Origin of the sequence: Amaricoccus sp., assembly GCF_047602525.1 — a bacterium.
Lineage (GTDB): Bacteria > Pseudomonadota > Alphaproteobacteria > Rhodobacterales > Rhodobacteraceae > Amaricoccus.
Window position 1 is genome coordinate 234,159 of record NZ_JASGHB010000001.1, and the last position, 21,096, is coordinate 255,254.

23 protein-coding genes and 2 pseudogenes are annotated in these 21,096 nt (G+C 66.8%); 9 read left to right on the forward strand and 16 right to left on the reverse strand.

The features are described 5' to 3' along the window. Nucleotides 1-99: 99 nt before the first annotated feature. The 3 genes and pseudogenes from QM699_RS01355 to QM699_RS01365 all read right to left on the reverse strand — a co-directional run. On the reverse strand, nt 100-1,305 hold the full coding sequence (locus QM699_RS01355) for a multidrug effflux MFS transporter (protein WP_415009473.1): 1,206 nt from the start codon (nt 1,303-1,305) through the stop codon (nt 100-102). Continuing rightward, nucleotides 1,302-1,772, reverse strand: coding sequence for a MarR family winged helix-turn-helix transcriptional regulator (locus QM699_RS01360; RefSeq protein ID WP_415009474.1), 471 nt, complete (start codon nt 1,770-1,772; stop codon nt 1,302-1,304). The genes QM699_RS01355 and QM699_RS01360 overlap by 4 nt, the downstream gene beginning before the upstream one ends. A 245-nt stretch (nt 1,773-2,017) precedes the next feature. After that, nucleotides 2,018-2,203, reverse strand: a pseudogene (locus tag QM699_RS01365) (IS481 family transposase); the annotation flags it as partial. A gap of 109 nt (nt 2,204-2,312) precedes the next feature. On the opposite strand from QM699_RS01365, the gene QM699_RS01370 reads away from it, so the two are divergent. From QM699_RS01370 to QM699_RS01380, 3 genes are read left to right on the forward strand one after another with little or no spacing between them, the layout of a single operon-like run. Next, nucleotides 2,313-2,537 (forward strand): hypothetical protein, encoded by a 225-nt coding sequence (locus QM699_RS01370; protein WP_415009475.1) that lies wholly within the window; start codon nt 2,313-2,315, stop codon nt 2,535-2,537. After that, nucleotides 2,534-2,686, forward strand: a complete 153-nt coding sequence (locus QM699_RS01375) for an NAD-binding protein (RefSeq protein WP_415009476.1) — start codon at nt 2,534-2,536, stop codon at nt 2,684-2,686. Before QM699_RS01370 ends, QM699_RS01375 begins: the two co-directional genes overlap by 4 nt. Further along, nucleotides 2,674-2,985 (forward strand): hypothetical protein, encoded by a 312-nt coding sequence (locus QM699_RS01380; protein WP_415009477.1) that lies wholly within the window; start codon nt 2,674-2,676, stop codon nt 2,983-2,985. Before QM699_RS01375 ends, QM699_RS01380 begins: the two co-directional genes overlap by 13 nt. A gap of 42 nt (nt 2,986-3,027) precedes the next feature. On the opposite strand, the gene QM699_RS01385 is transcribed toward QM699_RS01380, so the two are convergent. The 11 genes and pseudogenes from QM699_RS01385 to lhgO form a co-directional block, all read right to left on the reverse strand. Next, on the reverse strand, nt 3,028-3,465 hold the full coding sequence (locus QM699_RS01385; protein ID WP_415009478.1) for a PaaI family thioesterase: 438 nt from the start codon (nt 3,463-3,465) through the stop codon (nt 3,028-3,030). Between the two features lie 10 nt (nt 3,466-3,475). Further along, entirely contained in the window at nt 3,476-3,985 is a 510-nt protein-coding gene (locus QM699_RS01390) for a hypothetical protein (protein WP_415012664.1), read from the reverse strand. Between the two features lie 267 nt (nt 3,986-4,252). Beyond that, entirely contained in the window at nt 4,253-5,713 is a 1,461-nt protein-coding gene (locus tag QM699_RS01395) for an aldehyde dehydrogenase family protein (RefSeq protein ID WP_415009479.1), read from the reverse strand. Between the two features lies 1 nt (nt 5,714). After that, nucleotides 5,715-7,079: an aspartate aminotransferase family protein gene (locus QM699_RS01400; RefSeq protein ID WP_415012665.1), complete on the reverse strand. Its 1,365-nt coding sequence runs from the start codon at nt 7,077-7,079 to the stop codon at nt 5,715-5,717. Between the two features lie 36 nt (nt 7,080-7,115). Continuing rightward, nucleotides 7,116-7,869: pseudogene (locus QM699_RS01405) on the reverse strand (SDR family NAD(P)-dependent oxidoreductase). Between the two features lie 16 nt (nt 7,870-7,885). Further along, nucleotides 7,886-8,965: an ABC transporter ATP-binding protein gene (locus tag QM699_RS01410; RefSeq protein ID WP_415009480.1), complete on the reverse strand. Its 1,080-nt coding sequence runs from the start codon at nt 8,963-8,965 to the stop codon at nt 7,886-7,888. Then, entirely contained in the window at nt 8,958-9,782 is an 825-nt protein-coding gene (locus QM699_RS01415) for an ABC transporter permease (RefSeq protein WP_415009481.1), read from the reverse strand. The genes QM699_RS01410 and QM699_RS01415 overlap by 8 nt, the downstream gene beginning before the upstream one ends. Next, on the reverse strand, nt 9,782-11,050 hold the full coding sequence (locus QM699_RS01420) for an ABC transporter permease (protein ID WP_415009482.1): 1,269 nt from the start codon (nt 11,048-11,050) through the stop codon (nt 9,782-9,784). Before QM699_RS01420 ends, QM699_RS01415 begins: the two co-directional genes overlap by 1 nt. Before the next feature lie 24 nt (nt 11,051-11,074). Then, nucleotides 11,075-11,788, reverse strand: coding sequence for an extracellular solute-binding protein (locus QM699_RS01425; RefSeq protein ID WP_415012666.1), 714 nt, complete (start codon nt 11,786-11,788; stop codon nt 11,075-11,077). Continuing rightward, nucleotides 11,718-12,119: a hypothetical protein gene (locus QM699_RS01430; RefSeq protein WP_415009483.1), complete on the reverse strand. Its 402-nt coding sequence runs from the start codon at nt 12,117-12,119 to the stop codon at nt 11,718-11,720. Before QM699_RS01430 ends, QM699_RS01425 begins: the two co-directional genes overlap by 71 nt. Nucleotides 12,120-12,161: 42 nt before the next feature. Continuing rightward, complete coding sequence (lhgO, locus tag QM699_RS01435; protein ID WP_415009484.1) at nt 12,162-13,367, reverse strand: L-2-hydroxyglutarate oxidase; 1,206 nt, start codon at nt 13,365-13,367, stop codon at nt 12,162-12,164. A 119-nt stretch (nt 13,368-13,486) separates the two neighbouring features. Between lhgO and QM699_RS01440 the strand changes: the two genes are divergently transcribed. From QM699_RS01440 to QM699_RS01450, 3 genes are read left to right on the forward strand one after another with little or no spacing between them, the layout of a single operon-like run. Further along, the gene (locus tag QM699_RS01440) at nt 13,487-13,738 is read left to right on the forward strand and encodes a helix-turn-helix domain-containing protein (protein WP_415009485.1); all 252 of its coding nucleotides are present in this window, start codon (nt 13,487-13,489) and stop codon (nt 13,736-13,738) included. Beyond that, nucleotides 13,731-14,426, forward strand: coding sequence for a substrate-binding domain-containing protein (locus QM699_RS01445; RefSeq protein WP_415009486.1), 696 nt, complete (start codon nt 13,731-13,733; stop codon nt 14,424-14,426). The genes QM699_RS01440 and QM699_RS01445 overlap by 8 nt, the downstream gene beginning before the upstream one ends. 25 nt (nt 14,427-14,451) lie before the next feature. Next, entirely contained in the window at nt 14,452-14,598 is a 147-nt protein-coding gene (locus QM699_RS01450) for a hypothetical protein (protein WP_415009487.1), read from the forward strand. Here QM699_RS01450 and fic read toward each other — a convergent pair. Next, on the reverse strand, nt 14,569-15,666 hold the full coding sequence (gene fic / locus QM699_RS01455; RefSeq protein WP_415009488.1) for a protein adenylyltransferase Fic: 1,098 nt from the start codon (nt 15,664-15,666) through the stop codon (nt 14,569-14,571). The genes QM699_RS01450 and fic overlap by 30 nt on opposite strands. A gap of 496 nt (nt 15,667-16,162) precedes the next feature. Then, nucleotides 16,163-17,566, reverse strand: a complete 1,404-nt coding sequence (locus tag QM699_RS01460; protein WP_415012667.1) for a PLP-dependent aminotransferase family protein — start codon at nt 17,564-17,566, stop codon at nt 16,163-16,165. 138 nt (nt 17,567-17,704) lie between these two features. Here QM699_RS01460 and QM699_RS01465 point away from each other — a divergent pair, with 138 nt between their 5' ends. The 3 genes from QM699_RS01465 (at nt 17,705) to QM699_RS01475 (ending at nt 21,087) form a co-directional block, all read left to right on the forward strand. Then, nucleotides 17,705-19,201, forward strand: coding sequence for an extracellular solute-binding protein (locus QM699_RS01465; protein ID WP_415009489.1), 1,497 nt, complete (start codon nt 17,705-17,707; stop codon nt 19,199-19,201). 195 nt (nt 19,202-19,396) lie between these two features. Beyond that, nucleotides 19,397-20,245, forward strand: coding sequence for a carbohydrate ABC transporter permease (locus QM699_RS01470; RefSeq protein ID WP_415009490.1), 849 nt, complete (start codon nt 19,397-19,399; stop codon nt 20,243-20,245). Then, a complete protein-coding gene (locus QM699_RS01475) occupies nt 20,242-21,087 on the forward strand; it encodes a carbohydrate ABC transporter permease (RefSeq protein WP_415009491.1) in 846 nt (281 codons plus the stop codon). The genes QM699_RS01470 and QM699_RS01475 overlap by 4 nt, the downstream gene beginning before the upstream one ends. Nucleotides 21,088-21,096 lie beyond the last annotated feature (9 nt).

The following is a 21,096-nucleotide window of genomic DNA, read 5'->3' on the forward strand; positions in this document are numbered from 1 at the left end:
GGTCTCAGCAACCCAATCCTTCCAGTCAGGAGCACCAACCGCGAAGCAGTCCCCCTGCCGCGCAGCGGCTTCGTTCAATCCCAATTCTCAAACGGTCAGTCAGTCGCCGGTTTTCATCGCGACCCAGAAACAGAGCTGAGCCAGAACGCCGGCCCCCGTCATTACCAGCGCCGCCGCCAGTGCCGGATCGCCCCCGACCGCGCTGAGGGCCGCGCAAACCGCGCCGATCACCATCTGGATGCAGCCATAGAGCCCCGAGGCCGAGCCTGTCGCGGCCGGATTGACGTTCAGCGACTTGGAAAGCGCCATCGGGGAGGAAATCCCCGCGCCGTAGCTGAACAGGAGCATGGTCGAAACGGTGGCGAACACGCTCAGGTCGCCAGTCAGCACCACCAGCAGATAGACCGCCGCGCCCAGGCAGCTCACTAGGTTGCCGGCGACCAGAAGCTGCCTCGAGCCGATCCGCCCCGCCAGACGGTTCGCGGTCAGACTGCCAAACCATGCGCCAAGGATATTGAATGCCAGCCAGGCCGCGACCTCGCCCACCGGGCGGCCCAACTGATCGACAAAGATGAAGGGGGCGGCACCGACATAGGCATAGAGCGCCGTCGTTGCGAGGCCGCCGCCCACGGCATAGCCCAGGAAAGGGATGGATCGCAGGAGTTGGAAGTAGTTCCGCATCACCACGCGAAAATCCTTGTCGGCGGCGCGCGGCTTTCGCGGCACATGGCGCCAGACGAGGCTGAGGTTCACCAACCCCAGCAGACACAGGACGAGGAAGATGGCGCGCCAGCCCGTCAGCGCCGCCAGCGCCGCCCCGACCAGCGGGGAAATGCCGGGCCCGGCGAGCACGATCAGGTTCAGCAGGGATTGCCGCCTGACCGCTTCCGCGAAGCTGGCGCCATCGCGCACCATGGCACGGCCGAGGACCAGGCCCGAACCACCCCCGATGGCCTCGAAGAAGCGTGAGACGATCAGCACCTCGATGGTGGGCGAGAAAAATGCCGATGCTCCGGCGATGGCATAGATCGCCATCCCAACCAGCAGCACGGGACGCCGCCCGAAGTGATCCGCGACGGGACCATAGATGACCTGCGCCAGCGCCAGGCCGACGATGTAGGCGCTGAGCGTCATCTGTGCCGCGCCGGTCGTGGTGCCGAAGGCTTCCACCACCCTCGGCAGGGCCGGCACGAAGATATGGATCGCCATGGTTCCGCTGAGGGTGAGCAGCGCCAGCAGCCACAGCGGTGCACGCGTTGGCGCGGCATGCGCGATACCCGGCTCTGAATCCGTCGAAATGGTCATTGAAAGCCGCCTTTGTCGCGTCGGGCCGGCTCCAGCCGGCTCAGGATGTGTTGCAGGATGGTCCGGGCAACGTGGATCCGGTCTTCGTCGAGACCTGCCAGGACCTCGGTCTCGAGGTCGTTCGAGATGGCGATGGCGCGCGTGGCCAGCGCCCTGCCCGCCGGGGTCAGGCTGAGCGCCTTCGCACGCCCGTCGTGCGGATCGGTCTCGCTGTGCAACAGGCCGTCCGCTTCCAGCCGGGCAACGACCCGCACAAGCGATGAATTGTCGAGAGACAGCGCGGCGGCCAGGTCCTTCTGCCGGACGGGCTCCTTCACGCGGGAAAGCTGCACGAGCGGGGCGAGGCCCGCGTCCGTCACCCTGACGTCCTGGAGGCGCTGGTCGATCGCGTGGCGCCAGCGTCGGCTCACGTGAGTGATCAGCCTGCCCAGACCGGGCGGCCGGTCCGGTAACGTGTCTTCGGACATGGGGATTTCCCGCCGTTGCGGTAAATTGGATGACATGCCATCTAATTCACCGCAATTGCGGAAATCGCAACGGCGCCATGCGCCTGGAGCAAAACGAGTTGAGAGCGGGCTCACCCTCAACACCGCCGACGTCGCGAGCGTCGCCGCGCTCCCCGGCGTCGCCAGCGTCGCCGCCGCCCGCACCGCCCGCCTGCCCCGGCGCCGCTGGCACGCCTTCGCGGCGTTCGCCGCCGCTTTCGCCACGCCGTGGATCGTGGCTGCCTCGGCCCCGTCTTCAGATCCTCGACCGATACCCGCTTGCGCCACTTCGCCACCGTCTTCGGGTTGATGCCCAGTTCCCGGCTCAGCTGCGCGAGCGAAGCCTGCGATCGCTGTATTGTAGCTCGGACGGCGCGCGTGGTCGTGGCGCTCCCATGGCGAACCTGTCCCATACGGCGTCCTTCCATTCCAACGAAAGGATCCCACCATCAAACCATGGGAGCAAACACCTAGACCACCGCGAGGTCGGTCAGCATCCTCTCCCCCGAGGAGAACGCGATCTTGACCGTGATCATCATCTGCTCGATGGCGCTGACGCCGCTGATGGTGATCCTGCACGACCGCTTAGCGCCGGGGGCCGCCTTATCGGCCGACGGCGTCGAGGCGCCGAAGGACCTCAAGGCCCGCATCCTGCTGATCGGCTTCGACCGCGTCGGGCAGATCGTCAGCCAGCCCCTGCTGGCGCGCGGCCACAGCCTGTCGATCATCGAACCGACCCCGGCATGATCGCCGAGGCGAACAAGGTCGGCTTCAAGGTCTGGTACGGTGACGGCTCCCGGCTCGATATCCTGCACGCCGCTGGCGCGGCCGAGGCCAGCCTGATCATCGCCGCGGTCGACGATCCCGAGTCCGGGAGAGGATCGTGGAGCTCGTGAAGCACGCGTTCCCGCTGGTGCCGGCTCTGGCGCGTGCCCGTGATCGGCAACACGCCATCGAACTGATCGACAAGGGCGCCGATTTCCAGATGCGCGAGGCCTTCGAGTCCGCGCTGGCGATCAGCCGCGATGCCTTGGTCCGCCTCGGCGACACCCCGGATGCCGCCGACGCGCTGGTCGCCTCGATCCGGGTCCGCGACACCGAGCGCCTCGGCATCGAGGCGGTGGAGGGGCTTCACGCGCGACGCGGCGACGTGCTGCTGGTGAACACGCCCGACCCGAAAGGGAACTCGCGGTAGCGGAGGATGAATCGCCGCGAGGCGGGCGCTCGCCTCGGATGGTCAATCCTTCCGCGTCGCTTCCGGCATCTTCCAGGTTGAAGTCGCCACCACCGCGAGGCGATCCGCCTCGTCGTAGAGCCGCGACTCCACGAACGCCAGTCTGCGGCCGCGGCGCAGGAACTGCGCTTCGGCACGCACGGTGCCGCCGGTGATGGCGCGCAGGTACTGCACTTTCATTTCCAGCGTGGCGCCGCCGACACCGTAGCTGTGGCGCAACAGGTGGCCCATGGAGATATCCATGACCGTGGCGATCATGCCGCCATGCAGGCAGCCGATGGGGTTGAACTGGAAATCCCGCACCGGCATGCGCACCACGCATTTCCCCTCCGGGTAGGTGATGTCGAGATCAAGCAGGCGTGCGAGGAAGTAGGTTCCGAAACCGGGCGCATGGGTCTGCAAGGCCCGCTCGAAGGCGTCTCTGGCGGCGGTTTCGTCCATGTCGCGTCCTTTATTTGCTGGCCAGCAGGGCTTCCAGATGGTGGGTGGTCGGCCCACCTTCGCGCACTTTCGGGTCCTGCAACAGGCGGCGGTGGAAGAGGATGTTGGTGCGGATGCCCTTGATGACGGTTTCCGCCAGCGCCCCCTCCATCCGGCCGAGCGCGTCGGCGCGGTCGGCGCCATGGGCGATCAGCTTGCCGATCATCGCGTCATAGCTGGGCGGCGATCGCTCGCTCGATCTGAACCCGCCACCCCGCGGAAGCGCACCGCCCGGCCGGCGCTCATGACGATGGTGCCGCCGAGCGCGCCGATCGCGTCGGCGACCGCCTCGCGCTCGGCCGGCTCGTGGCAGATCGCCTCGAAGCGGCCGGCGGTGACCGGGCCGGGATCCGGGGCGCTCTCGAGGACGGCGCCGCCGGGGCCAGCGCGACGGACCGCGAGATTCCGGGTGCCCGGCGGCGCACCGTCGGCCTGCTCCTCCGCCAGGGCGAGGGTCAGGCCTGGGACTGGTATCTGCGATGGCGGGAGCGGCGCCGGGGCTTCTATACGGCCCCGAGTCCGCAGGCGTCGGCCTTCACCACTTCGGCGCTGCCGGCCGCGCCGAGGCGCCCGGCGAGCAGTCGCCAGTTGGCCGCGGCCGCGTCGAGGTCGATCTCGAGCCGCCCGCCCGCGTAGCCCGCCCGATGCGCCTCCGTGAGGGGGCGGATTTCACTGAGTAGGTCGGTTTCGTTGACCGGAGGGCAGGGCGCCGGCGGGCTCGTGGTCCGCCGGCAGAGGGATGCGCTCGTCAGAGCGGGTTGGTGTAGGCGGTCTTCGAGGCGGTGAAGAATTCACGCGCCGCGCGGCCCTGTTCCCGGCTGCCGTAGGACGACCCCTTCTTGCCGCCGAAAGGCACGTGGTAGTCGACTCCCGCCGTCGGCAGGTTGACGAAGACCATCCCGGAGGTGGAGCGGCTTTTGAAGTCCTCGGCGTATTTCAGCGACCGGGTGCAGATGCCGGACGACAGACCGAGGGGGAAGTCATTGGCGATGGCGAGTGCGGCGTCATAGTCGGGCGCCTTCAGCACGCTGACCACCGGCCCGAAGATTTCCTCGCGCACGTGGGTCATGCTGTTGTCGCAGCCGGCATAGACCGCGGGCGACAGGAAGAAGCCCTTCGTCTCGCGCTCCAGAACCTCGCCGCCGCAGAGCCGGGCCGCGCCCTCGCCATCGGCGATGCCGAGGTAGCGCAGGTTCACCTGCATCTGCTTGTCGTCCACGACCGGCCCGATCTGGCTCGCCGCGTCCAGCGCATGGCCGACGCGCAGCCCACGGGTCCGCTCCGCCATGCCCTCCGCCAGCGCGTCATGGATGCCCGGGGTCGCGATGACCCGGGTGTTGGAGGTGCAGCGCTGCCCGGTGGACATGACCGAGCCGCCGATGGCGCAGTCGATGGCGTTGGCGAGATCCGCGTCGTCGAGCACGACCAGCGGGCTCTTGCCGCCCATTTCCTGCTGGATCTTCGCCCCCCGGCCGGCGACGATCTCCCGGATGCCGCGGCCCGTGCTCTCCGAGCCGGTAAAGGTCACGGCCGCCACGTCCGGCGACCGGGCGATCACGTCGCCGACCACCGAGCCCCGGCCCATGACGAGGTTGAAGGCGCCCGCCGGCAGGCCAGCCCGCGACAGGATTTCCGCCAGCTCCCAGCCGCAGGCGGGGGTCAGGTCCGCCGGCTTGAAGACGACGGTGTTGCCGTAGGCGAGCGCCGGGGCGATCTTCCACGCCGGGATGGCGATCGGGTAGTTCCAGGGGGTGATGATGCCGACGACGCCCACGGGCTCGTACCGCACCTCGACGCGGATGCCGGGGCGGGTGGAGGCGATGGCGATCCCCTCCACGCGGAGCGCCTCTTGCGCGTAGAACTTGAAGATCTGGCCGGCGCGGACCACCTCGCCGATGGCCTCGGCCCGGACCTTGCCCTCTTCGCGGGCGAGAAGCTCGCCGAGCTCCTCCCGCCGCGCCAGAAGCTCGACGCCGACCGTCTCGAGGATGTCGGCGCGAACCTGCGGCGAGGTCGCGGCCCAGGCCGGCAGGGCAGCGCCGGCGGCGGCGATCGCCGCCTCCGCCTGGTCGAGGCTGGCACGGGTATAGAGGCCGATCACGTCATCGGTGTCGGACGGGCTGCGGTTTTCCGCCGCATCCGTGCCGCCGACCCATTCGCCGGCGATGAAGTTCAGCTTTTCCCTGGTCTTCACGAGAACGTCGGTCATTTCAGGCCTCGGCCTCCACTTCCTTGAGGGCTGCGACGGCGCGGTCGAAGAGATCGTCCGCCTGCGCGGCCGTGATGATCATCGGCGGGCAGAAGGCGACCGCGTCGCCGAGGTTGCGCGTGATGACGCCATTGCGCTGGAGCGCGGCGTTCCATGCGCCGCCGAGCTTGCCGGCCGGGCCGGTGACCGACTTCGTGGCCTTGTCGTCGACGAGTTCCACCGCGGCGATGAGGCCGACGCCGCGGACCTCGCCGACGAGCGGGTGATCGAGGAGGGTTTCGAGCTTGCCGCGGAAGCGGCCGCCGACTTCGCGGACGTTGCCGACCAGATCGCGCTCCTCGATGATCGCGATGTTCTCCAGCGCCACCGCCGCGCCGAGCGGATGGCTGCCGCCGGTGTAGCCATGGCCGAAGACGCCGATCCGGGCGCTTTCCTCGGCGATCGGGCCGAACACCCGCTCATTCACGAGGATGGCGGAGAAGGGCACGTAGGAGGACGTGATCTGCTTCGACAGCACCATGACGTCGGGGCGCATGTCATAGGTGATGGTGCCGAACATGTTGCCGGTGCGGCCAAAGCCGCAGATCACTTCGTCGGCGACGAGCAGGATGTCGTACTTCGCCAGCACCGCCTGGATCTTCTCCCAGTAGGTCGCCGGGGGGGTGACGACGCCGCCCGCGCCCATCACCGGCTCCGCCCAGAAGGCGGCGATGGTGTTCGGACCCTCGCGCTGGATCAGCGCATCGAGGTCGTTGGCGCAGCGCGTGGCGAACTGCTCCTCGGTCTCGCCGGCCTGGCCCTCTTTCCAGTAGTGCGGTGCCGTGGTGTGGAACACCCGGTCGATCGGCATGTCGAAGGAGCGGTGGTTGTTCGGCAGGCCGGTCAGGCTGCCCGAGGCGATGGTGACTCCGTGATAGCCGCGGTTGCGGGCGATCACCTTCTTCTTTTCGGGCTGGCCGAGGGCGTTGGAGCGATACCAGACCATCTTCAGGACGGTGTCGTTCGCTTCTGAACCGGAGTTGGTGTAGTAGACCTTGCTCATCGGCACGGGGGCCATGGAGATCAGCTTTTCGGCGAGGTCGATGGCCGGCCCGTGCGACTTGTGTCCGAAGTTGTGGTAGAAGGGCAGCTTCTGCATCTGCGCGGTGGCGGCGGCGATCAGGCGGGGCTCGTTGAAGCCGACGCCGACGCTCCACAGGCCGGACAGGCCCTCGATGTAGCGATTGCCCTGGTTGTCGAAGACGTGGACGCCCTCGCCCCGCTCGATGACCATCGCGCCGACTTCGAGATGGCGCTTGGCCTCGGTGTAGCCGTGGAAGTGATAGGCGGCGTCCCGCGCTTCGGGAGAGCCCTCGAAGTTCTTCATGTCGTTCATGGTCTTTTTCTCGCGCAAGGAGGGCGATCAGATGTGCTGGCCGCCGTTGATCGGAATCTCGGAGCCGGTGACGTAGGAGGATTGCCGTCCCGCGAGGAAGGTGACGACCTCGGCCACCTCCTCCGGGCGGCCGAGCCGTTTCATCGGAACCTGTTCCTCGACGATCCGGTCGGTGCCGGGAGAGAGGATGTCGGTCGCGATCTCGCCCGGTGCGACAGCGTTCACCCGCACCCCGAAGGGGGCGAGGTCGTGGGCGAAGCTCTCGGGTCAGCGCCGACAGCGCGGCCTTGGACGCGGCATAGGCGGCCCCGGCGAAGGGGTGTACGCGGGAGCCGGCGATGGAGCTGATGTTGACGACCGCGCCCTTGGCGGTCTTCAGCGGCTCCAGCAGCTCCTGGCAGAGGACGAGCGGGGCGACGAGGTTGACCGTCGTCACGTCATAGAACGTCTCGACCGGGGTGGACAGCGCGTCCATGCGGCTGCCGTCGGGCGTCTTGGGCGAGATGCCGGCATTGTTGACGAGGGCGGACAGGCCGCGCTCGTCGAGCATGTCGCGGAGGGACGCCGCGGCGCGGCGCACGGAGTCGAGGTCGGAGAGGTTGACCTCGATGTGCTTCACGATGCCCTCGGCCCAGGGGCAGACGGTCGAGAACGGCGTCCGGGCGAGGGTGATGACGTCCCAGCCCCTGGCGTAGAACTGGCGGACAATGGCGTGCCCGATGCCGCGGCTGGCACCGGTGACGGCGACGACGGGCTTCGGGGTCTCGGGGGTGGCAGTCATGATGTGCTTTCGCGGCTCAGGAAAGGGCAAAGGCGCGGCCGTCGGACTGGCCGAAGGCGAGCCGTGCCGCCGCCCCCGGTTCCAACGCCAGCAGCGGGCTTCCGGCCCGGAGCTGGGCCGCGACCGTCGTGCCGCCGCCGAGCCGGAAGATCATCCGCGCCGTCGCGCCATGATAGATCGTCTCGACCAGCGTGGCGGGCATCTGGTCCGGCGTCTCGGGGGCGGGATTGACCGCCAGCCGCTCCGGGCGGACGGAGACGAGGGTGCCGGCGCCCCGGCTGAGGGTGTCGACAGCGGTGGCGCGCACCCGGCCGCCGTCCTTGAGCGCGACCACGAGAGCGCCGGCCTCCTCGCCTGCGACCTCGCCCGGCAGCATGTTGGTGTCGCCGAGGAAGCCCGCGACGAACTGGTTCGCCGGGCGCTCGTAGAGGGCGGCGGGGGCGTCGATCTGCTGAATGCGCCCGTCGTTGAAGACGGCGATCCGGTCCGACATGGTCAGCGCCTCGTCCTGGTCGTGGGTGACGAAGACCATGGTGATGCCGAGCCGCCCGTGGATGTGCTTGATCTCGACCTGCATTTCCTCACGGAGCTTCTTGTCGAGCGCGCCGAGCGGCTCGTCCATCAGCACCAGAGCGGGATCGAAGACCAGTGCGCGGGCGACGGCCACGCGCTGCTGCTGGCCGCCGGACATCTGTCGTGGATAGCGGTCGGCGAAACGGCCTAGCTGCACGAAGTCGAGGGCGCGCTTCACCCGCTCGGCGATCTCGGGCTTCGCCATCTTCCGCACCCGGAGCGGATAGCCGATGTTCTCGGCCACCGTCATGTGCGGGAAGAGCGCGTAGTTCTGGAACACCATGCCGATGTTGCGGTCGTGCGGCGCCACGCTGTTCAGCGTCCGGCCGCCGAGGCGGATGGTGCCGGACGTCGGCTGCTCGAACCCGGCGAGCAGCATGAGCGCCGTGCTCTTGCCCGAGCCCGACGGGCCGAGCAGGGTGACGAACTCCCCCTTGGCGATGTCGAGGTTCAGGTCCTTGATGACGAGGGATTCGCCGTCATAGGTCTTCTGCACGCCGGAGAACTGGACGAAATCACGCATCGGGGATGATCCTTTTTCTGAGGCGGGCCGCCATGACCTGCGCGAGCAGCAGGATGGCGAGGGAAACGACGATCATGATCGTCGCCACGGCCGCGATGGTCGGGTCGAGGTTCTCGCGGATGCCCGCGAACATCTGGCGGGGCAGGGTGATCTGCTCGCTGCCGGTCAGGAACATCGCGACGATCACCTCGTCGAAGGAGGCGACGAAGGCGAACAGGGCGCCGGAGATCACGCCCGGGGCGATCTGCGGCATCGTCACGGTCAGGAAGGTGTAGAGCGGCTTCGCCCCGAGGCTGGAGGCGGCGCGGACCTGGTTGTTGTCGAACTGCTCCAGCGTCGCCGTCACGGTGATGACGACGAACGGCGCGCCGAGGATGGCATGGGCGAGGATGATCCCGGCATAGGTGTTGGCGAGCCCGAGGCGGCTGTAGAAGAAGTAGGACGCCACCGCGGTGATAATGACCGGAACGATCATCGGCAGCATCAGCATCGCGGTGATGATCCCCCGGCCGGGGCAGGCCCGCCGGTTGAGCCCCACCGCCGCCAGCGTGCCGAGCAGTGTGGAGAGGAGGGTGGCGAAGACCCCGATGATGAGGCTGTTCCTGAGTACCGTGCCCCAGATCGGGTTGTCGAGCAGAACCCGGTACCAGCGCAGGCTCCACTCCTTGATCGGATAGGCGAGGATGCTCTCGGCGTTGAAGGACAGGGGCACGATGGTCAGGATCGGCAGCACCAGGAAGGTGATGACCAGGGCGGAGAAGGCGAAGGTCAGCGTGACCGAGATGCGTTCGGAGCGGGTGAGGGACTGGTCGAACATCACGCACCCCCCATCCCGCCCGCGGGGGCAGTCAGTCGGCGGTAGAGCGCGTAGAGTACCAGCGTCACGGCGAGCAGGTTCAGCGCCAGCGCGGAGGCGAGCCCCCAGTTGATCGTGTTGTTGGTGTAGAAGGCGATGAAATAGCTGATCATCTGGTCGTTCGGGCCGCCGACCAGTGCGGGCGTGATATAGTAGCCGATGGCCATGATGAACACCAGGACCGCGCCGGCGCCGAGGCCGGGCAGGGTGAGGGGGACGTATGCCGTCAGGAAGGCGCGCGTCGGCTTGGCGCCGAGGCTTTTCGCCGCGCGCAGATAGTCGCGCGGGATGCCGCGCATCACCGAGTAGAGCGGCAGCACGAGGAACGGCAGCAGGACGTGGGTAAGTGCCACCATGACGCCGAAGCGGTTGAAGACCAGCGTCAGCGGCTCGGAGATGATCCCGAGCTTCATCAGCAGGCTGTTGATCGGGCCTTCCTTTTGCAGGACGATTACCCATGCGGCGCTGCGCACCAGGAGCGAAGTCCAGAACGGAAACAGCACGCCCGTCAGCATGATCCGCCGCCACCCCGCGCTGGCATTGACCAGCGCCCAGGCCAGCGGATAGCCGAGCACGCAGCAGATGAACGTCACCCCGAGGCTGATCGTCAGCGTGCGGAGCAGCACCTGGCGGAACAGCGCCTGATCGGGCGGAACCGCGGTGATCTTGCCGGCGGTGTCGCGCTGCAGGTCGACGGACTTCAGCAGGAAGAAGTCGGTGTTCGTCGCCGCCGAGCGGGCGATGGCGGCCTGATACTCGGGATCGACCCAGCGCGGATCGGCGCTTTCGAACCACGCCTTGGCCTCGCCCGGCGCCGGGGCGCCTTCGCGGGCCTTGCGCGTCGTCTTCTTCAACATGGTGGTGAAGCCCGCCATGTCCTGATTGAGACGGCGAGCGCCGGCGCCGGTATTCTGCGCCGCGTCGGCTTCGCTGATGTCGGCGAAGAGGGCGGCGTAGAAGCCCTCGTCGAATGTCGTGCCCTGCGCGACCAGCGCGGCCGACCGCGGAAAGCTCGAGGCATAGTCCGGGCTGTGCACCGCGCCGGTCAACAGCGAGGCGATCGGCAGCAGAAAGAAGATCGCCGTCACCAGCGCCAGCGGCAGGAGCAGAGCCACGGCGCTCCAGCTTTCACGCCGGCGGGTCCGCCGGAGCGCGCGTTTCAGACGACGACTTTCGCCGGCGTCGCCGGGGAGGATCCCCCCGGCGGTCGTGAGAGTGAGGTCGGTCATGGGCGCGTCTCCGGCGTTATCGCGTCAGTTCGACGCCCAGTTGTTGAACCGCTCGTTCAGCTCCTCGATGTTGTCGATCCAGAAGGCATCGTCCTGATGGACGGCGACCTTCATGTTGTCCGGCGCGGTCGGCAGCGAGGCCAGCACCTCGGCCGAGACCAGCGACGGCGCGTTGACGTTCGACGTGCCGTAGGGGATCGCGGTCGACAGAACCGCCTGGTTCTTCGGATCGACGGTGATCTTCAGGAAGTCATAGGCACTGTCGAGGTTCGGCGTGCCCTTGATGATCGCCCAGCCGTCGAGGGTGTAGACCTGGCCGTCCCAGACGATGCGGAAATCCTGCCCTTCCTTGATCGCGGTCGAGATGCGGCCGTTGTAGGCGCTCGACATCACCACGTCGCCGGCGGCCAGCCACTGCGGCGGCTGCGCGCCCGACTCCCACCACTGGATGCTGCCCTTGATCTCGTCGAGCTTTGCGAAGGCGCGATCGACGCCCTCGGGGGTGCCCAGCACCTCGTAGACCTGATCCGGCGCCACGCCGTCGGCGAGCAGCGCGATCTCCAGCGTGAATTTCGCCGACTTGCGCAGCGCCCGCTTGCCCGGCCACTTCTTGGTGTCCCAGAAATCCGCCCAGCTCTTCGGGCCGTCGTCGCCGAGCTTGGCGTGGTCATAGGCGAGGACGACCGAATAGAGGATCGAGCCTATTCCGCAGTCGCCCATCACCGCGGCGGGGATGATGTCCTTGGTGCCGCCGAGCTTGTCCCAGTCTAGCCGCTCGACCGTGCCGTCGGAACAGGCGTTCTCGAGCTTCCGGGGCCTCCATCTGCACGACATCCCAGGTGACGTCATTCGCTTCGACCATCGCCTTGATCTTGGCGAGTTCGCCATTATAGGCTTCGTCGGTCATCGGACCGTGCTCGGCGATGAAGGGCTTGAACAGCGCCTCGCGCTGCGCGTCCTGAAGCGCGCCGCCGAAGCTGACGACGGTCAGGTCGCGGGCGAGGGCCGCGTGCCCCGAGAGGGCGGTGGCGGCGACGAGAAGCGCGGTGGCGCGAGTGAGTCGGATCATTGTCATTTTCCTGTCCTGTTGAATGCTGTTGTTGAAGGGGCGTCAGGCGGCGATCTTGGCGAGGGCCTTCGCGCCGATCTCCTCCCCGATCGGGAAGGCGGAGGTCGCGGCCGGCGACGGGGCATTGCAGACATGGACGGTCCGCGCCGTCTCGCGGACGAGGAAGTCCTCGATCATCTTGCCGTCGCGCCCGACCGCCTGCGCGCGGATGCCCGGCGCGTGCGGCTCCAGATCGTCGAGCGTCAGCTCCGGGCAGTAGCGGCGGCAGCGCTCGAGATAGGCGCGCCTGGAGAGGGTGCCCTTCAGCTCGTGCAGGCCGGGGCCGAGCGAACGGGCCATCAGCTTCCAGAAGCCCGGGAAGCTGAGGCTGTCGAAGGCGTCGCGCGCGACGATGCGGTTGCCGTCGTAGGTCTCGCGACCGAAGGAGAAGATCGCATTCGGCCCGACGGTGGTATAGCCGCCGATCATCCTGGTCAGGTGCACGCCGAGGAAGGGGAGCGACGGATCCGGCACCGGGTAGATGAGACGTTGCACGAGGTCGCCGGCCCGCGGCGACAGGCGGAAGTACTCGCCCCGGAAGGGCACGATGCGGAAGTCGTTGGCGAGGCCGGACAGCGCCGCGATCCGGTCGGCGGCAAGCCCGGCGCAGCCGACGGCGACCCGCGTCGCGACATCGCCCCCCGTGGTCTCGACCCGGATTTCCGCGGCGCCCTCGACGAGGCCCGCGACCTTGGTCCCGAAGCGGAACTCCACGCCCTCGGCCCAGAGCCGCGCCTTCAGCGCCCGGCAGATCGCGCCATAGTCGACGATGCCGCTCTCCGGGCTGAGGATCGCGCGCAGCCCCGCGACCTTCGGCTCGACCTCCGCCATCTCGGCCGCGTCGAGCATCCTGAGGTCGAGGCCGTTCGCCGTCGCCCGGCTCATCAGGGCTTCGAGCCGGGGCAGCTCCGACTCTTCCGTCGCGACGATCAGCTTGCCGCAGCTATCGAACCTGACGCCGTTCTCGGCGCAGAAGGCCCGCGTCCGCGCCGCCCCGGCGGTGCAGAGCCGCGCCTTCAGGCTGCCCGGGGCATAGTAGACGCCGGCATGGATGACGCCGGAGTTGTGGCCGGTCTGGTGCTGCCCCGGCCCGTCCTCCTTCTCGATGACGAGAAGACGGAGGCCCGGACGGGCGCGGTGCAGATGGTCGGCCGTTGCCAGCCCGACGATCCCCGCTCCGATGATGACTGCATCAAACCTGGGCACCATCGCTCCCCCGTGCACGATTTGGGCAGGGACCCGGATAGCCCGCGTGTCGGGGCTGTTCGATAGGGACGTGCTTGACTAAGGTTTGGCGGTAGCAAAACCTTCAAGCGCGAGCCGCCCGAATGCATCCTCTCCCCAGCCCGTTCCGCGGAACGCTCTCGGACATCGACCTCGCCTTGCTGCGCGACTTCGCCGAGATCGCCGCCGCCGGCGGGATCACCGCCGCCGAGGGGCGGCTCGGCAAGGGCAAGTCCGCGATCAGTCTCGGTTTGACCAAACTGGAGAGCCGCCTCGGTCTCCGCCTCTGCGAACGCGGCCGTTCCGGCTTCCGCCTGACGGAGCGGGGCGAAGCTCATCCACTCCGCCGTGCTTGAGCTCCTGTCCGAGATCGGCCGCTTCACTGATTTCGTCGGCGCCGCCACCCGCCAACTCGAAGGCGCGATCAACGTGATGGCCGACGACAGCTTCGCCTTCGAGCTGGAGGTGCCGCTCGCCCGTACCATCGCGCGCGTCCACGAACGGTTCCCCGGCCTCCAGCTCAACCTCCGCATGACCGCGCCGGATCGAATCTTCGCTTCGGTGCTCGAGGGCAGCGCCGACCTCGGCTTCACCGCGCTGATCCGCCCGAGCGACGCATTCGAGGCGGTGCCGGTAGGCCTCGAGGAGATGGGCCTCTTTTGCGGTCGCGGTCACCCGCTCTTCGACGCCGCCGACGAGACCCTTACCGAAGACGACCTGCGCCGCTACGATTTCGTCGCGGCCGAGGTGACGCAAGGCCCCGAGGTCACGGCCTTCGTCAGCGGCCTGCGCATCCGCGCCGCGGCGCCGACGATCCTGTCGCGGATGCTGCTCATCATCTCGTCGCGCTACCTCGGCTTTGCCCCGGTGGAGTTCGCGCAATACTGGGTTCGCAAGGGCTCGATCCGCGAGATCACCATGCCGGCCGGACGCTACACCAACCAGTGCTACGTCATCCACCGTCGCGCCCGCCCCCTGGGCATCGGGGGCGGCATCTTCCGCGGCATCCTGCTCGACGAGCTGCGGTCGCGAAAATTGGCATGAGGATCGCCGACGGGGTCACGTCACGATGGTGGCGCAGCACTACGGGCGCTTCCTGCCGCAGGACAAGGCGGAGATCGCCGCCCGCATCCTCAATCAGGTGTGGGAAGCGGCCTGGCTTCGGGTCACCGTCGACGCCGCGCGGTCAGAGCTTGCCCTGACCGCGATCCGATAGCAGGGCGAGCAGGGCGGGGTTGATGTAGAGGTTCTCTCGCCCGGCCTTCACCTCCCGCAGCAGGCCTTCCGAGACCAGGGCCTTGAGGTAGACCGCGGCCGTCTGGCGCTTGGCGACGCCGGAGTCGACCAGATCGCTGATCCGGCAGTAGGGGTTCACGAAGACGAGCTCGGCCAACTCCCGGGAATAGATCTTGGGCAGGTCGTGGCGGATATGGGCGGCGGTCTGCTCCAGGAGATCGCGGATCGCGAGGAGCCTCGCAGTGGTCCAGGTCGCCGTCGACCTCACGGCCTCCAGCATGAACAGCACCCACTGCTCCCAGGCCTCTCCGGTCGTGACTTCGAGCAGGTACCGATAGTAGAGAGCCTTGTTCTGGATGATGTGCCGGCTGAGGTAGAGCACCGGGATGTCCAGCAGCCCCTGGTCCACCAGATAGAGAAGGTTCAGCACCCGGCCGGTGCGGCCGTTGCCATCGACGAAAGGGTGGATCGCCTCGAACTGGTAGTGCATCACCGCCAGGCGGACCAGCGGGTCGATCTCCTCGGCCTCGTGGATGTAGCTTTCCCAGTTGGCGAGCTTGCCGCGCAGCAGGTCTTGCCCCTCCGGCGGGGTGTATATCATCGCGCCGGTCGCGTCGTTCACCAGCGCCGTGCCGGGCGTGCTGCGGATGTCGAGATCGACGCCCTTGATCGTGCGGCAGACCTCGACCGCGACGGCCGTCGATAGAGGGCGCTGATCCAGCATCTCGAAGCCCCGATACAGGGCGGTGCGGTAGCGCAATGCCTCCTTGGTCGCCGGGTCGGCCTGACTCCCCGCGTCATTGGCGAAGCGGAACAGCCGGTCGGTCGTCGTGACGATGTTCTCGATCTCCGAACTCGCCTGGGCTTCGAGCAGGGGGATCGAGTTGATCAGCACCGCCTGATTGGGGATGAGGCGCCCGGAGATCCGAAGCTCTGCAAGGGCCGCCCGCGCCTCGATACAGGCTTTCAGAACGGCCCGGGTCTCGACGTCCCGCGCCGGCGGCAGGGGAGGGAGGTCATTGAAGGGACGATCCGGGCTGAAAGGCATGTCGATGATCCTTCGTCAGATCGACATGGCCGCAGCGATATGTCGATGGGGTCGACATACCTCAGGGTCATGTCGATCATATCGGATTCTATCGACACATCTAGGGTGAAGCAACCAGGTCAACGCTGCGGCCATCCTTCCCGGCCTAGCCGATCGCGAAGGGCGGGCAGCGGATGTTCACTGCGGTGCTGCCGGTTGGTCGCGACAAGGGGGTTCCGCGGCCCTTCACGGGACCGTCCGCGCCCGCTCCTCGAAGCGGGCACGAGATCGACCGCCGTAGGGGTCGCGCCGGCGAGGCGTGCCGGCGGCGCAGGCCGCGCCGTTCACCAAGGATGGTCCTCGTCCTTGAGGCGGGACCGGCCGGCCTTCAGGGCCCCCGGTTGATCCCGGTCGAAAGATTGATCCGGTCGCCGGGTTCGAACCCGTCGCGTGCTGCACCGAGATCGCCGCCATGGTCACGCATCGGTGCCTCCGATCCTGAATTGCAGCAGCTCATCTATCCCTTCCCCAGCGAAGGCCGAGGGTCGTGTCGGATCAGCGCCTCAAGGTGGGCGCAGGCCTCGAACAGCTGGCTCTGATCAGATGGGGCACCGATGACAAGCCGGACCGCATGAGGGATCTGACGGCGACCTACTACGAATGTATGGGTCGAGGCGATGCTGATCGCATGATCGCGGGCGGCATATTCGACCAGATCCTCGGCCCGCCAGGGCTCGGGCAGTTTCAGCCAGACATGGGAACTGGTCGGGCTGCCCGTCGCCTGTGACAGCAGCGGAAAGCCGCGCAGGGTCTGAAGGCGCGTCTCATTCTCGGCCCTTTGCCAGACCACCATTTCGGCGAGCTTGCCATTGGCGATCATCTGGTAGGCCAGTTCGACCATCAGGGGGCTCGCGACGCCCGTGCTCATCGCGACGCCGATCTGGACGCTGCGCGCCTCGCCCGGCGGGGTGACGATCCAGCCCACCTTCATCCCCGCGCCGAGAATCCGCCCGAAGCTGGAAATGTAATAGCTGCGCTCAGGCGCGAGCTCGCGGATCGCGAGCGGGGCCCCCTCGTCCAGGGTGCCGTAGATATTGCTTTCGATGATCTTCAGCCCATGGGCGCGGGCGACCGCGACAATGGCGGCGCGGCGCCCGGCGGGCATGGTGACATTGGTCGGATTCTGGTGGCGCGGCGTGATGTAAAGCGCGCTGATCCTTTCGCGCTGGCAGGTTGCGTCAAGCTGGGCCGGGATCATGCCCTCGGCATCGCAGCCGACCCCGATCAGCTTGCGGCCAAGGAAATGCGCGACCGCCTTCATCCTCGGATCGGTCAGCTCTTCGGTGGCGACAGAGGTGCCGGCCTCGGTCAGCCCGGAAAGCGCCGCCATGACCGCATGTTGCCCGCCATTGGTCAGGACCAGATCCTCGGGATCGGCTTCGATGCCAAATCGGCGGCTCCAGATCGCCACCGCCTCGCGGTGATGCCTGAGGCCCGCCGTCGGCGCGCTGCCCAGAAGCCCGGCGGGCTCTGACGAGGCGGCGATGCTGCGCAGCAGGTCGGGCAGCCGCAATTCGAGGCCGGGCAGGGGGGCGCGATAGGTGCCAAGCTCGATCGGTTCGATGCCGCGCCCGCCCTGTCTGGCCCCCGCCATATCGGCGCCGGCGGCAGGGGCCGGCGGGTTGAAGATCACGAAAGTGCCGCGCCCGACATGGCTTGCCACAAAGCCGCGCTGTTCAAGCTCATTATAGGCGCGCCCCACCGTCGCCACCGCAACCCCGATATCCTGCGCCAGGTCCCGCTGCGGCGGAAGCTTTTCGCCGGGCGCCATTTTCCGCGAGGCGATGGCCTCGATCACGGTCTCGACGATCACGCGATAGCCGGGCTTCTCGCTCAATTGTCTCAGTTCTGCGACGATCATGTAGGTCAATGTTTTTATTGTTGGGTGTCAATTCAAGGGTTAGTCTTTCTAATGTGGTAGGTCAACCTGGATCATGCGGGAGGCATTGATCGGGGGTTGCGCGCAAAGACGCTGGCCACTCTCTGGGAGGAGACTGATATGATTCGACTGAAGAAGCGTTCAGCTGTGGACGAGTTTGCGCTGGATCATTTGTCCGGCATGGATACCGGCGGCCTAATTTCCCGCCGCGAACTGTTGCGCCGTTCAACCGCTTTCGGGGCGGCGGCGACCCTTGGCACCTTTACCGGGGTGCTCAGGGCGGGGGCTCAGACTGCGGGTGGCAAGGTGACGGTCGGGCTTGATTCCGGGGCCTATACCCCGATCCTTCAGGTCTTTGCCCCCGAATTCCGCGAGGCGACCGGGCTTGAGGTGGAGTTCGTCTCCTATCCTCTGGGCAATATGTATGACCAGAACCTTCTGGCCTTGCGCCAGGGCGAGGCGCGCTTTGACGCCTTTGATTTCTGGCCGAACTTCACCGGCGATTTCGGCCCCTTCCTGACGCCGCTGGAAGAGGTCGGCACCCTGGCCGATCTGGGTTTCGATGATATCGCAAAGCCGTTCCAGCTGCTGAACCGCTACGAGAACAAGCTGGTCGGCGTGATGATCGACGGCGATATGTTCGTGAACACGATCCGCTCTGACCTGTTCGAGAGCGGCTCCGAGATGGAGGCGTTCAAGGCGAAATACGGCTATGATCTCGCGGCGCCGACCAACTGGCAGCAATATCGCAACTCGGCCGAGTTCTTCACCCGCCCGGATCAGAATCTTTACGGCGCGGTCGAGGTGACGAATTTCTTCGTCTATGCCTTCTTCATCAACCAACTGGTGCAGCTTGGCGCTGAAAAGGGCGTCCGCTACGGTGACCTGTTCGATGAGCAGATGAAGCCCAAGCTTCTGAATGAGATCGGGATCGAGGCGCTGAACCGCTACCGCGAAGTCACCGCCTTCATGCCGCAGGACCTGGCGGCTTCGATGCCCTGGGATGTCGGCCGGCAGATCTTCTTCGAGGGGCGCGTCGCCCAGGCCAACTGGTGGACGGACATGCCCAAAGGGGCGGCCGATCCCTCGATCTCGCAGGTGGCGAAGAAGATCAAGGTCGCGAAAAGCTGGGGCGATGTCACCGTGCTGCCCTATGGCCGCGCGATGGGGATCGCCAGCAATTCGCAAAACAAGGAAGGCGCGTTCCGGGCCATCGCCTGGCTGCAGCAATCGGCCCAGGCCAATCGCTGGGTTGCCGAGACCTTTGCGCAATCGCTGATGGATCCCTGGCGGATGTCGATGTTCAACGATCCGGCCAGCACTTTCCCGCTGCAATCGGAATCGGGCTTCGCCGACAATTTCGCCGAGGTGAGCAAGGCGGCGCTTTCCAATCCGAAGGCCTATCTGGATATCTCGATCCCCGGCACCAACCGCTATCTGGGCGCGATCATCCAGCATACGCAGCGCGCCGTGACCGGCCAGGCCACCGCCGAAGAGGCGCTTGGCGCGATGGAAGCCGAGTGGGAGGAAACCACCGAGACCTTCGGTCGCGACCGCCAGATCGGCCATTATCAGGAATATGTTCAGCGCATGGTTGCCGAAGGCTACTGGAGCTGATCCCTGCCTGACCAGTCCCGGCGCGGTATCGTGCCGGGAACTCATTTCCGAATTTCATGAGGCGCCGGCATGTCACATGCTGCAACGCGATCCGATGCTGCCCATCGGGACGCGGCGATTTTGCCACGATCCGCCGCCGCGAAGGCGCGGGCCCGCTCGGAACGCCGGGCGCTCTGGTGTCTGCTCGGGCCGGCTTTGGGCTTTCTGGCGCTTTTGTCGATCTGGCCCTTCGCCTATCTGATCTATGCCTCCTTCACCTCTTATCAGCTGGCGGTTCCGGTGCCGGTCGAATGGGTCGGCCTTGAGAATTTCCGCCGCGTGCTGGTCAATCCGCGCTTCTGGCACAGTCTGAGCGTGACCGCCACTTTCGCGTTGATCTCGGTGCCGTTGCAGATCGCGCTCGGGCTTGGCCTTGCCATGCTGATCAACCGGCTGAGCCGCGGCCGCGAGATCTATGCCTCGCTCTTTCTCTTTCCGATGATGCTGGCGCCGATCGTGGTCGGCTTTTCCTGGAACCTGTTCCTCAACCCGATCTACGGGCCGCTGAATGCGGCTTTGCGCGGGCTCGGTTTCGCGCCGCCGGCCTGGACCTCTTCGCCGGAATGGGCGCTGCCGGTCGTGATGCTGGCCGATATGTGGCAATGGACGCCTTTCGTGATGATCATCCTGCTGGCGGGGCTGCGCTCGATCCCGTCCAGGGTCTTCGAGGCGGCGCGGGTCGACGGCTCGAACCGCTGGCAGACCTTCCGCTACATCCTGCTGCCGATGATGGCGCCCTATATGACGGTCGCTTTCGTCCTGCGCTTCATCGACAGTTTCAAGGTCTTCGATGTGCTCTACATCCTGACCAAGGGGGGGCCCGGCACCAGCACGCAGAACCTAGCCTATTATACATATGATATGGGCTTTGGCCGGTTCGATTTCGGTCTCGCCGGGGCGCTTTCGATCATCCAGCTTCTCCTGCTGACCTTCGGCACCATGGCGATCCTGCATTTCGCCCGGCGCTCGGACCGCAAGCAGGCCCATCAGGAGTCGCGTCTATGACCGCCCTTACCGGATCCGGGCGCGGAACGCGGATCCTGCACGCCGTGCTGACCCACGCCCTGATGATCGCGCTGGTGATCCTGTTTCTCTCGCCGCTGATCTGGCTGATGCTGACCGCCTTCAAACCCTATGAAGAGCTGTTCATCAACCCGCCGACACTCCTGCCCGCCAATGGCACGCTGGAGAATTTCTCCGGCGGCTGGAATGTCGGCGGCGGCAAGGGGATCGTTGACAGCCTGATCGTCTCGTCGATCTCGACGCTGATCTGCCTGATCCTCGGCTATCCCGCCGCCTATGCGCTGGCGCGCCGCTTTCCGCCGCATGGACAGCTGAGCTTTACCATCCTGTCCCTGCGGATGCTGCCGCCCATCGTGCCGGTGATCGGGTTCTACCTGCTCTACCAGGAGCTGTCGCTGTTCGACACCTATACCGGGCTGGTGATCATCTACACCTTCATGAACCTGCCGCTGGTGATCTGGCTTCTGGCCGAGTTCCTGCGCCAGATCCCGCGCAGCTATGAAGAGGCGGCGCGGATCGACGGGGCGCCCTGGTATCGGTTGTTCCTCGATGTGCTTTTGCCGCTCTCGGCACCGGGGATCCTGACGGCGGGCATCCTTGCGATGATCTTCGCCTGGAACGAGTTCCTCTTCTCGCTGGTTCTGACCGGGCAGAATGTCATCACCCTGCCCAAGGCCCTGGCCAGCTTCTTCCTGTTCCAGCAGCCCAACTGGGGGCAGCTCGGCGCCATCGGCATTGTCGCCGCCGTGCCTTTGCTGATCCTTTCCTTCTACATGCAGCGGGCGCTGGTCCGCAGCTTTTCCGCCGAACTTGGCGGTCGCTAAGGATATCCG

Coding starts and splice junctions, on each gene's coding strand:
- QM699_RS01355 (WP_415009473.1), bottom strand. CDS start 1,305: ATGACCATTTCGACGGATTCAGAGCCGGGTATCGCGCATGCCGCGCCA.
- QM699_RS01360 (WP_415009474.1), bottom strand. CDS start 1,772: ATGTCCGAAGACACGTTACCGGACCGGCCGCCCGGTCTGGGCAGGCTG.
- QM699_RS01375 (WP_415009476.1), top strand. CDS start 2,534: ATGATCGCCGAGGCGAACAAGGTCGGCTTCAAGGTCTGGTACGGTGAC.
- QM699_RS01385 (WP_415009478.1), bottom strand. CDS start 3,465: ATGGACGAAACCGCCGCCAGAGACGCCTTCGAGCGGGCCTTGCAGACC.
- QM699_RS01395 (WP_415009479.1), bottom strand. CDS start 5,713: ATGACCGACGTTCTCGTGAAGACCAGGGAAAAGCTGAACTTCATCGCC.
- QM699_RS01400 (WP_415012665.1), bottom strand. CDS start 7,079: ATGAAGAACTTCGAGGGCTCTCCCGAAGCGCGGGACGCCGCCTATCAC.
- QM699_RS01410 (WP_415009480.1), bottom strand. CDS start 8,965: ATGCGTGATTTCGTCCAGTTCTCCGGCGTGCAGAAGACCTATGACGGC.
- QM699_RS01415 (WP_415009481.1), bottom strand. CDS start 9,782: ATGTTCGACCAGTCCCTCACCCGCTCCGAACGCATCTCGGTCACGCTG.
- QM699_RS01420 (WP_415009482.1), bottom strand. CDS start 11,050: ATGACCGACCTCACTCTCACGACCGCCGGGGGGATCCTCCCCGGCGAC.
- QM699_RS01430 (WP_415009483.1), bottom strand. CDS start 12,119: ATGATCCGACTCACTCGCGCCACCGCGCTTCTCGTCGCCGCCACCGCC.
- lhgO (WP_415009484.1), bottom strand. CDS start 13,367: ATGGTGCCCAGGTTTGATGCAGTCATCATCGGAGCGGGGATCGTCGGG.
- QM699_RS01440 (WP_415009485.1), top strand. CDS start 13,487: ATGCATCCTCTCCCCAGCCCGTTCCGCGGAACGCTCTCGGACATCGAC.
- QM699_RS01450 (WP_415009487.1), top strand. CDS start 14,452: ATGGTGGCGCAGCACTACGGGCGCTTCCTGCCGCAGGACAAGGCGGAG.
- fic (WP_415009488.1), bottom strand. CDS start 15,666: ATGCCTTTCAGCCCGGATCGTCCCTTCAATGACCTCCCTCCCCTGCCG.
- QM699_RS01460 (WP_415012667.1), bottom strand. CDS start 17,566: ATGATCGTCGCAGAACTGAGACAATTGAGCGAGAAGCCCGGCTATCGC.
- QM699_RS01465 (WP_415009489.1), top strand. CDS start 17,705: ATGATTCGACTGAAGAAGCGTTCAGCTGTGGACGAGTTTGCGCTGGAT.
- QM699_RS01475 (WP_415009491.1), top strand. CDS start 20,242: ATGACCGCCCTTACCGGATCCGGGCGCGGAACGCGGATCCTGCACGCC.